At 68.6% G+C, this 2584-nt stretch carries 4 protein-coding genes; 2 read left to right on the top strand and 2 right to left on the bottom strand.

Going from position 1 to position 2584, the window contains the following annotated elements; all coding sequences use genetic code 11:
• Window positions 1–497 (top strand): uracil-DNA glycosylase (locus tag Q8814_RS25640; protein ID WP_330154759.1); only part of this gene is annotated, 497 nt, incomplete at its 5' end.
• A gap of 27 nt (window positions 498–524) precedes the next feature.
• Here Q8814_RS25640 and Q8814_RS25635 read toward each other — a convergent pair.
• Together Q8814_RS25635 and rpmB are read right to left on the bottom strand one after the other, a co-directional pair.
• A complete protein-coding gene (locus Q8814_RS25635) occupies window positions 525–1313 on the bottom strand; it encodes an enoyl-CoA hydratase/isomerase family protein (RefSeq protein WP_330154758.1) in 789 nt (262 codons plus the stop codon).
• Window positions 1314–1403: 90 nt separating this feature from the next.
• Window positions 1404–1592, bottom strand: coding sequence for a 50S ribosomal protein L28 (rpmB, locus tag Q8814_RS25630; RefSeq protein WP_330154757.1), 189 nt, complete (start codon window positions 1590–1592; stop codon window positions 1404–1406).
• 14 nt (window positions 1593–1606) lie between these two features.
• Between rpmB and Q8814_RS25625 the strand changes: the two genes are divergently transcribed.
• Window positions 1607–2500, top strand: a complete 894-nt coding sequence (locus Q8814_RS25625) for a DAK2 domain-containing protein (RefSeq protein WP_330154756.1) — start codon at window positions 1607–1609, stop codon at window positions 2498–2500.
• Window positions 2501–2584 lie beyond the last annotated feature (84 nt).

Genomic DNA, 2584 nt, shown 5'->3' with positions numbered 1-2584 from the left:
GTGTGCTCATCGTCGGCCAGGACCCGTACCCGACGCCGGGTCACGCCGTCGGTCAGAGCTTCTCGGTGGCCCCCGATGTGCGGCCGGTGCCGCGCAGCCTGGCCAACATCTACCGGGAGTACACCACCGACCTGGACCTGCCGCTCCCGTCGAACGGTGATCTGACGCCGTGGACCGAGCGGGGAGTGCTGCTGCTCAACCGGGTTCTCACCGTGCAACCCGGTCAACCCGCATCGCACCGTGGGAAGGGATGGGAGAAGGTCACCGAACAGGCCATCCGCGCGCTCGTCGCGCGGCAGTCGCCGCTCGTGGCGATTCTGTGGGGACGCGACGCGGCGACGCTGAAACCTCTACTCGACGGGGTGCCGACCGTGGAGTCCGCACATCCGTCACCGCTGTCGGCGTCCCGGGGATTCTTCGGATCCAAGCCGTTCAGCCGCGCCAACGGCCTGCTCGTCGAGCAGGGCGGAGAGCCGGTGGATTGGCGTCTTCCCTGACCCACCCGGCTCTCCCGCCCGCCGGCGTCAGTTCCGGCCGAGGGACCAGTCGGGCCGACGCTTCTCGACGAATGCGTCGACGCCCTCGACGCCTGTCGGTGAGGTCGCGGAGGCGGAGATCGCGGCCGCCTCCACGTCGAGTTGCTCGGACAGGGACCGGTGCATCGAATCGGACACCAGTCGCCGGATACCGGCATATGCCTGCGTGGGGCCGTGCGCGAGCGTGCGCGCCAGGCGCAACGCCTCACTCTGGATCTCGCCGTCGGCGACCAGTCGGCTGAGCAAACCGGTTCGGACGGCCTCGTCGGCACCGATCACCGCGTCGGTGAGGATGATCTCGCGTGCGCGGGCGATGCCCACCACACGCGGCAGCGTCCAGGACATGCCGCCGTCCGGAGTGAAGCCGATCGACGGGTAGGCGGCGCGCAGCTTCGTTGCGGGGCCGCCGAGCGCGATGTCTGCGTGCAACACGATGCTCATACCTGCGCCCGCCGCCCATCCGTGTACCGCGGCCACGACAGGAACGTCGACGGCAGCTATCTCACGGATGAAATCGTGGAACAGGTTCGCGATGTCGAGCAGGTGCGCGCCCCGGTCGTCGGCCGAGGCAAAGCCGTGGACGTTGCCGCCCGCACAGAAGTTCGCGCCCTCTCCGACGAGCAGAACCGCACCGATTTCCGGGCCGGCCTCCCGCAATGCGGCGATGCCTTGTTCCATACCGGCGGGGGACAACGAGGTGCCGTGTTCGGCGGTGGCCACGGCAATACGCAGCACACCGTCCTCTACGCGCACGTGGGACTGTGGGTTATCGGTCACCGTCGCACCATATCTGGTACGTTCGTGCCAATGTCGAAGGCCCCCGGTGCATTCCGCACCAGGGGCCTTCGACGGGGACTCGACCGGGGGTCAGCGCGCGACCTTGCCCGCCTTCAGGCAGGAGGTGCACACGTTGATCTTGCGGGTGTTGCCCGGTGCAACCTGAGCGCGGACGCTCTGGATGTTCGGGTTCCAGCGACGGTTGGTACGCCGGTGCGAGTGCGAGACCGACTTCCCGAAGCCGGGGCCCTTGGCGCATACGTCGCAGACGGCAGCCATGTCGCGAACTCCTTGTGTCTAGTGGATATCTTCTGTCTTTGCGTCCTACGAACACGGGGAACGCAGTCACCCGTGCGAGGCAACCTGGCAAGCTTAGCGAATACACCCGTCGATGGCCAAACCGGACGGCTGCCGGGCGCGCGGCTACCCTTTCGTGCAGGAAGCGACAGCGCAGAAAGAGGTGTGATCGGGTGCTCGAAATCGGGGAGAAGATCGACGGACGCGCGCTGCGCCGGTGGATCGAACTCGGTCTCCGGACCCTCGACGCACGGCGTCTCGAGATCAACACCCTCAACGTGTTTCCCGTTCCCGACGGCGACACCGGCACCAACCTCGTGATCACCCTGCGGGCCGCCGCCGCCGAACTCGGCGACCCGGTCGACGGCGCGCTGTCCGCCGCGGAGGTCTTCGAAGCTCTCGCACGCGGCGCGTTCGTCGGAGCCCGCGGTAATTCCGGAGTGATCCTGGCGCAGGCCCTGCGGGGCTTCGCCGACTCGGTCGAGGGACGGGCGGTGCTCGACGGACCGGGCTTCGCCCGCGCACTGCACCTCGCTGCCGAGTTGGTCACCGGTGCTCTTAGCAGTCCCGCCGAAGGCACCATCGTGAGCGTGCTGCACGCCGCGGCGGAGGGCGCCGCAGCAACCGCGCGCGAAATCGGTGCGCTCGCACCCGTCGCAGAGGCGGCCGCAGAGTCCGCAGCGGTAGCGCTCCAGCGCACCACCGGGCAACTCGCGGTTCTCGCGGAGGCCGGTGTCGTCGACGCAGGCGGGCTGGGCCTGTTGATCCTGCTCGACTGCTTCGTCGAGGTGGTGTCGGGGACACGTCCCGACCGCACGATCGAACTCTCCCGTCGACCCGCGACCCTGCGCACCTCCTCCGGCAGGGGCTCGTCGACCGTGTCGAGCTGATCGAGCACCTGCCGCACGCAACGCATCACGGTCCACGATTCGACGTCGCGGGTGGCGGGATACATCGGGATCAGAGCGCGGTCG

Source organism: Rhodococcus chondri (assembly GCF_036327435.1).
Lineage (GTDB): Bacteria > Actinomycetota > Actinomycetes > Mycobacteriales > Mycobacteriaceae > Rhodococcus > Rhodococcus chondri.
Note: the sequence above shows the minus strand (reverse complement) of the source record. Positions and strands in the feature narration are given on the sequence as shown.